Below are 7504 nucleotides of genomic sequence, written 5' to 3'. Positions count from 1 at the left end.
AAATATTCTTTCCCATATTTTGAATTTACACATTCTCTCGCCGCTCTAATCGCTTGTTCAGAAAGATGTACTGAATCAGTTCTCATATATGTAATGAAACCTTTCTCATATAAGCCTTGAGCACATCTCATTGTTTCTCTTGCAGATAGTCGAAGTTTTCGATTAGCTTCCTGCTGCAAAGTACTAGTAGTAAAGGGTGGAACAGGCTTCCTAATTGTAGGTTTTTTTTCTACTTTTAAGACTTTCCACTTTTCCTTGGATAAATTTTTGAGAAGACTCTTTGCCCTGTCTTCGGTCAAAATTAAAGATTTATTACCTTTTTTTAAGTTACCTGTCTTTTCATCAAAATCAGAACCATTGGAGATTTTTTGGTCATCTAGACTAAATAACTTAGATTCAAAAGAAATATTATCTTTAAGCAAAGAGGCTTTTAATCCCCAGTAAGAGGCTTTTTTAAACGCTCTCCTTTCTCTTTCCTTCTTAACAAGCAATCTTACTGAAACAGACTGAACACGACCAGCAGATAGTCTGGGAGCTACTTTTTTCCATAGTAATGGAGAAAGTTCATATCCAAAAAGCCTATCAAGAATTCTTCTCGTTTCTTGAGCCTGGACTAATTCCATATCAATTTCTCTTGTCTCATCAAGTGCCTTATTAATTGCCTTTTTAGTGATTTCATGAAAAACCATTCGCCTAGTTGGGATTTTTGGTTTAAGAATTTGCATTAAGTGCCAACTTATACTTTCTCCTTCCCTATCTTCATCAGTTGCTAGTAACAATTGAGTAGCATCTTTTAAAGCATTTTTTAAATCTTTAACAACCTTCTTCTTTTCCTTTGGGACAATATAAAGTGGTTCAAAATCTTCTGTAGTGTTTACACCTATCCTTGACCATTTTTCTTTTTTAACTGATGCAGGAATTTCAGCTGCTCCTTTTGGAAGATCTCTTACATGTCCCATGGAAGCTAAAACTTCATAATTAGAAGGCAAAAACTTTCTAATAGTTTTTGCCTTTGTGGGACTTTCAACAATAACAAGTGTGTGATCCAAGGTCTATTTCGATAAAATTAGTGTTTTTTTAATCAATTAGGGCATATTATGATGTATTGAAACCCTTTAAGCAATGTTGCTCGAAGATTTCAAAACTTATACCCACAAATTATAATCAAGTAAGTTTAACTCTTACATCCTTACAATCAAACATTCAATTTAATTAAGTGCAGAACGAAATCTTTACAATTAATTTAAATGCTCAAGCAATTATTCCAGAAGCTTTCATTTTGCTTGGTATTGTTGGAACTCTTCTTGTGGATCTTGCTGGCGAAAAAACTGCCTCAAGGTGGGCACCAGTTATTTGTTACATTTCATTAGGCAGTTCTCTTATAAGTCTCGCTTTACAGTGGAGTAACCCTGTAAATAGTGCATTCCTAGGCTCTTTTAATTCAGATAATTTAGCAATTGCATTTAGATCAATTATTGCACTATCAACTCTAATTTCCTTACTTATTAGTTGGCGTTACACAGAGCAAAGTGGAAGTCCAATTGGGGAATTCGCTGCAATAGTCTTATCAGCAACTTTAGGAGCTATGCTTTTGTGTGGATCTACGGACCTCGTAAGTGTATTTATATCTTTAGAGACTTTATCAGTAGCTAGTTATTGTCTTTCTGGTTATCTCAAGAGAGACCCTAGGAGTTCAGAGGCCGCTTTAAAATATCTCCTAGTTGGATCAGCTGCTGCCGCTGTTTATTTATATGGATCCTCATTCCTTTATGGTCTTAGTGGTTCCACAAACTTATCAACCATCGGGGTAGAGATAATAAATAAACCATCATTTATTACATCCTTATCACTAGTATTTGTCTTATCAACTGTTGCTTTTAAGATTGCTGCAGTTCCTTTTCATCAATGGACACCTGATGTTTATGAGGGATCTCCAACACCTGTAGTAGCTTTTTTATCTGTAGGATCTAAGACTGCCGGATTTGCTTTTGCAATAAGAATTTTAAGCACTACTTTTTCTTCTTTCGATGAACAATGGAAACTATTATTTACAATTTTAGCAATCTTGAGTATGGCACTAGGAAATATTGTGGCATTGGCCCAAACCTCAATGAAAAGAATGTTGGCTTATAGTTCAATTGGTCAAGCGGGATTTGTAATGATTGGAATAGTATCTGGAACACAAGATGGTCTTTCATCAGCTGTTTTATATTTAGCTGCATATTTGTTTATGAATCTTGGGGCTTTTTCATGTGTAATACTTTTTTCACTCCGAACTGGATCAGATAGAATTTCAGATTATTCAGGCCTTTATCAAAAAGATCCTTTAATTACTTTAGGTCTGAGCCTATGTCTTCTTTCTCTTGGTGGGCTTCCGCCTATGTTAGGTTTTTTCGGAAAAATATATTTGTTTTTTGCAGGTTGGGCTAACCATCAATACCTTTTAGTAGTAGTCGGATTAATAACTTCAGTAATTTCAATTTATTACTACATCTCGGTCATAAAAATGATGGTAGTAAAAGAACCACAAGAAGCTTCTGAAATAGTTAAATCTTATCCTGAGATTAAATGGAATATTATTGGATTACCACCACTTAGAATTGCATTATATACTTGCATAGCTGTTACAGCTTTAGGAGGAATACTTTCTAACCCTCTTTTCAAATTAGCTAATTCAGCAGTATCAGAAACTCCTTTTTTACAGGATATATTAGCGACAACAAATAATGTTCTTTAAAAGAGTATTAATAAATGACTAAAAAAGTTGCGACCTTAGAAAAAGTATCAAAAATGTATGGCAAAGATGAACTTATCGTAAAAGCCTTAGATAATGTGAATTTAGAAATTTATAAAGGGGACTATTTGGCTGTTATGGGGGCAAGTGGTTCAGGTAAAAGTACTGCAATGAACATTATTGGCTGTCTAGACAGACCATCTCAAGGCGTTTATAAATTAAATGGAACTCCTGTTGAAAATTTATCTGATGATGAATTAGCTGAGTTAAGAAACCAAAAATTAGGATTTGTTTTCCAACAATTCCACCTTCTCTCAGACGCTACAGCACTAGAAAATGTTCTTTTACCAATGATTTATGCAGGAGTAGATCCTATAGAAAGAGAAAAAAGAGCAAAAAATGCACTAGACAAAGTTGGACTTTCTGAGAGAGTAAATAATCGTCCTAATCAATTGTCAGGAGGGCAACAACAACGTGTAGCTATTGCAAGAGCAATTATCAATAATCCTGCAATTTTATTAGCCGATGAACCCACTGGCGCTTTAGATTCAAAAACGACAGAAGATGTATTAGACCTTTTTGATAAACTTCATGAATCAGGTATAACTATAGTTTTAGTTACGCACGAAGATGAAGTTGCAAGTCGGGCAAAGAAAATAGCAAAGTTTAAAGATGGGAAAATAATTGAATTAAAAGTTAAATAAATTTAAAACCTCGTTAATAATTTCTCCTGGATTCCATTATAAATTCTCAAATTCCCATTATCATCTACCTCTTTTATTAACCAATCATTTGAGTTATATCCTCTAGGTAAATGTTTTTTTGTAAGATATTTATTTGCGTTTTTAATAATATATTCTTTTCTATCATTACATTCGACTGACTCATGAATAGTTTTAAGGATTTTTGCAGTCCAAACATGTTCACATATATTTTTAGTATTAAGTATTTCAGATAAAGCAATGCCCTCTAATGGAGTTTTATTTAAAAAATTCATGCCGATACCTATCCTTAAATAGATAATTTCTTTCCCTCTTGTTATCACTCTGGGTAAAAATCCAATTAATTTTTTTGAATTAAAAAAAATATCATTTGGCCATTTTAAATCGACTTTTATAGATTCCTTATTCAACATTTCACATAACTTAATTGCGAATGAAAGACTAAATATCTCACTTGAAAATTTTGAGGTAAAAATTGGATAAGCCGCACTTAGCCATATTCCTCCTTTAGGAGAAATCCATCGTCTTGAATTCTGACCTGTCCCTAAAAATTGTTCTTTAGCTACTATTGCTCTTGGTTTATATCTTTTGATTGGAGAATCTTGGAGCCAATTTGTTAGTTCGTATTCAGTACTTTTACATTTTAATTTGTATTGAAGTTTCCAATTAGGACAAACTCCCTGGATTTTTTTGTAGTAGTATGTGGTCTTAGCTACTGATCCTAAAACTTTCACAAGTCCTTAATATAAAAAACAGGCAATCTTGACAAGATTAAATTATCTTAACTCTTATAACTTTAATTATATCAATTGAATAAAAGATATTTACCAATATTGAATAAAAGATATCCATCATCAATGCGAAATTGTATTGATAATTTCAAAAAATCATGGAAAGACTTAGATAAACTATCCAAACTAAATGAGAATTGGGAAAAGTTAATTGGTCTGGAATTATCTAAAGCATGTAAGCCCTTAAAAATTGAACAGAAGACTCTTATTATTGCTGTAAATCATCCACAATGGAGGCAGGCACTAATTTATAACAAACATAGATTAAAGGAGAGTATTAGCGGATTTGGAATAAATTTAGATGAAATAAAGATAATTCAAAATTATGAAGTCAAAAGCTTAGATAAAAAAGAGATTAATGCAAAAACAGTCTGGGAAAATCATCCGAGCAGAATAAAGAATAATAATATGGTTATTTGCAAAATATGCAATAGTCCTGCACCAGAAGGTGAGATATCAAGATGGGGGAAATGTACTTTTTGTTGGAGAAAAAATAATTAAGATGAATTTTATTTTTCTAATATTAATATTCCCATTTGATTGAAAAAAATAGTCCTATATTCAACTTTCTTAAACCCTACTCCTTTTGCAATTAGCATAAGTTCGTTTCCCTTTGGAAAATTTTTTATACTTTTTTCAATATAAGAATATTCTTTACTTAATCTAAAAATTTTTGAAATTGGGACCACAACAAATCTTAAATATATTTTTTGAAACAAATCAGCTATAGAATTAAATTTAGAATGATTAAAGTCAAGAAACCCAGCTCTACCCGTATCACTTAAAAGATTAAAGACTTTTTTTAGTCCTTCCTCTACATTGACTAAATTTCTTAAACCATAAGACATACAAATTCCATCATAATTTTTTAAATTTTCATCTATTTCTAAGATATCTTGCATCTCCCAAGAGATAAATTTATTTTCAATCAATTTCGACTTTTCCTTTGCAATATTTAAAATTTCTTTTGCACTATCTATTCCAGTAACACTTCCATTGGGCCTAACTTTTTTAAAAATTAAAAATGATAGATCCCCAGTTCCACAACATAAATCAGCCCAATTTTCCCCATTAATTGGTTTTAATAAATCAACTAATGTCTTTTTCCAATATTTGTGTAATCCCAGACTAAGCAAACTATTTAAAAAGTCATAACTACAAGAAATATTATTAAAAATACTTTTAACCTCATTAGTTTTTTTATATCGCATATTTAAATATTTTTAATTAATGATAAATTATTTTTTTTAATTAGGTCTCATTGGTAGTTTCTTTTCAATAAGAAAAGATTTTATTTCATCTATAGTAAGTTTTTTATCATGAAGTAAAGATGCTAAAAGTGCTGCAGAGGCTTTACCTTTGGTAAAAACATCATAAATATCTTCTACTGAGCCTGCACCCCCAGAAGCAATCACAGGAATATTAACTGCATTTGCAACTGTTTGAGTCAATAATAAGTCGTATCCATTTTGTGTCCCATCACCATCCATTGAAGTTAATAAAATTTCTCCAGCACCTAATTCCTCAACTTTTTTTGCCCAACTTATTACATCTAAACCAGTATTCTCTCGTCCACCCTTAACATATACTTCCCATTCATTATATTTATTAATTTTTTTTCTTGCATCAATAGCAATAACTATACATTGTGTTCCAAAATTCGTAGAGCTTTTGGAAATTATGTCTGGATTTTTTACTGCAGAAGAATTTAAACTTACTTTATCTGCTCCTGCTCTTAAAAGATCATTAATTGAGTTGATCGAATTTATGCCACCACCAACAGTAAATGGAATTTTAACTGATTTGGCTGTTCTAGAAACAAGGTCAACTAATGTTTTTCTATTTTCCACACTAGCTCTTATATCTAAAAATACTAATTCATCCGCTCCTGCTTCTGAGTATTTACAAGCTAATTCGACAGGGTCACCAGAGTCTCTAAGGTTTACAAAATTAACACCTTTAACTACCCTTCCATTAGCTACATCTAAACAAGGAATTAAACGAAGAGCTACCATTTTAATAAAAATTGTCCAAAGGCTGTTAATCTTGCATAATAGCTTCCATTTTACCTCTTATGGCTGAAACAAAATTATTACCCAAAATTGGTAGTAAAGTTAAAATTAACATTAACAAAGTTAAAGATAGATTACCTGCAAAGCTAATTGATCAGATATCATCAAACCCAAGAGTTGTAACAACTGGATATAAAATGACCGATGGTAGAAGTATTGGTATTACTGTTAAATTACAAAACGGAGAGGAAAATTGGTTTTTCCCTGAAGAAATTGAGAAAGGTTAAATATTAAAAGTGAATGATCCAAAACAATTATTAGGAATTAAAGGGGCTTCAGAGACTTCGAGTATTTGGAAACTACGTATACAATTAATGAAGCCAATCACATGGATCCCCTTGATATGGGGGGTAATCTGTGGAGCTGCAGCAAGCGGAAATTTTCAGTGGACAATAAGTAATGTTTTAGCCTCACTAGCATGCATGCTCATGAGCGGACCACTTTTAGCAGGTTATACCCAAACTATTAATGATTTTTTTGATAGAGAAATTGACGCTATTAATGAACCTAATAGACCAATACCTTCTGGAAAGATTTCGATTAAGGAAGTAAAAATACAAATTTGGGTATTACTTATTGCTGGTTTAGTAGTCTCTTTTTTATTAGATTTATATGCAAAACATAGTTTTCCCTCTGTCTTTCTTCTGGCTTTAGGTGGGTCTTTAGTAAGTTATATCTATTCTGCTCCTCCTTTAAAATTGAAGCAAAATGGATGGCTAGGAAATTATGCTTTAGGAGCTTCATATATAGCTCTCCCATGGTGGGCGGGACAAGCCTTATTTGGTAAATTAACTATTGTTACAGCATTACTAACTCTTGCTTATAGTCTTTCTGGACTAGGAATAGCAGTTATAAATGATTTCAAAAGTGTTGAAGGGGATTCAAAACTAGGATTAAATTCGTTACCTGTAATATTTGGAATTAAAAAGGCTAGTAGAATAAGTGCTGGTCTCATTGATATTTTTCAATTAGCAATGGTTATCGTATTAATTGTTATTGGACAACATTTAGCATCAGTAATTTTAGTTTTACTGGTAATTCCTCAAATTACATTTCAAGATATGTGGTTACTAAGGGACCCGTTAAAATTTGATGTCAAATACCAGGCAAGTGCTCAGCCATTTCTTATAACTGGAATGTTAGTAACCGCTTTAGCAATAGGACATAGTTTTTTAGTAGCTTAAA

The 7504-nt window shown here is 32.0% G+C and carries 9 protein-coding genes; 5 read left to right on the top strand and 4 right to left on the bottom strand.

Annotated elements, in window-relative coordinates; genetic code table 11:
• The coding region (gene topA, locus ACTF45_RS03335) for a type I DNA topoisomerase (protein WP_438949344.1) at positions 1-1049 on the bottom strand (1049 nt) is incomplete at its 3' end.
• A 167-nt stretch (positions 1050-1216) separates the two neighbouring features.
• On the opposite strand from topA, the gene ACTF45_RS03330 reads away from it, so the two are divergent.
• Both ACTF45_RS03330 and ACTF45_RS03325 read left to right on the top strand, forming a co-directional pair.
• On the top strand, positions 1217-2737 hold the full coding sequence (locus tag ACTF45_RS03330) for an NAD(P)H-quinone oxidoreductase subunit N (protein ID WP_288347350.1): 1521 nt from the start codon (positions 1217-1219) through the stop codon (positions 2735-2737).
• Positions 2738-2751: 14 nt separating this feature from the next.
• Positions 2752-3438 (top strand): ABC transporter ATP-binding protein, encoded by a 687-nt coding sequence (locus ACTF45_RS03325; protein ID WP_288347351.1) that lies wholly within the window; start codon positions 2752-2754, stop codon positions 3436-3438.
• Positions 3439-3440: 2 nt separating this feature from the next.
• On the opposite strand, the gene ACTF45_RS03320 is transcribed toward ACTF45_RS03325, so the two are convergent.
• Positions 3441-4190 (bottom strand): biotin--[acetyl-CoA-carboxylase] ligase, encoded by a 750-nt coding sequence (locus tag ACTF45_RS03320; RefSeq protein ID WP_288347353.1) that lies wholly within the window; start codon positions 4188-4190, stop codon positions 3441-3443.
• Between the two features lie 123 nt (positions 4191-4313).
• Between ACTF45_RS03320 and ACTF45_RS03315 the strand changes: the two genes are divergently transcribed.
• Positions 4314-4748 carry a DUF721 domain-containing protein gene (locus ACTF45_RS03315; protein ID WP_438949459.1) on the top strand — a complete coding sequence of 145 codons (435 nt, stop codon included), beginning with the start codon at positions 4314-4316 and terminating at the stop codon, positions 4746-4748.
• Between the two features lie 8 nt (positions 4749-4756).
• Here the strand turns inward: ACTF45_RS03315 and ubiE are convergent, their stop codons facing one another.
• Both ubiE and hisF read right to left on the bottom strand, forming a co-directional pair.
• On the bottom strand, positions 4757-5458 hold the full coding sequence (gene ubiE, locus ACTF45_RS03310; RefSeq protein WP_288347356.1) for a bifunctional demethylmenaquinone methyltransferase/2-methoxy-6-polyprenyl-1,4-benzoquinol methylase UbiE: 702 nt from the start codon (positions 5456-5458) through the stop codon (positions 4757-4759).
• Positions 5459-5494: 36 nt separating this feature from the next.
• The gene (gene hisF / locus ACTF45_RS03305) at positions 5495-6262 is read right to left on the bottom strand and encodes an imidazole glycerol phosphate synthase subunit HisF (protein ID WP_288347358.1); all 768 of its coding nucleotides are present in this window, start codon (positions 6260-6262) and stop codon (positions 5495-5497) included.
• Positions 6263-6321: 59 nt separating this feature from the next.
• Between hisF and petP the strand changes: the two genes are divergently transcribed.
• Positions 6322-6546, top strand: coding sequence for a cytochrome b6f subunit PetP (gene petP / locus ACTF45_RS03300; RefSeq protein WP_036930906.1), 225 nt, complete (start codon positions 6322-6324; stop codon positions 6544-6546).
• A gap of 9 nt (positions 6547-6555) precedes the next feature.
• Entirely contained in the window at positions 6556-7503 is a 948-nt protein-coding gene (chlG, locus tag ACTF45_RS03295; protein ID WP_288347361.1) for a chlorophyll synthase ChlG, read from the top strand.
• Position 7504: the final 1 nt, after the last annotated feature.

The organism is Prochlorococcus sp., from assembly GCF_965655815.1.
Taxonomy (GTDB): domain Bacteria; phylum Cyanobacteriota; class Cyanobacteriia; order PCC-6307; family Cyanobiaceae; genus Prochlorococcus_A; species Prochlorococcus_A pastoris.
This window is presented reverse-complemented; position numbering and strand designations above follow the sequence as displayed.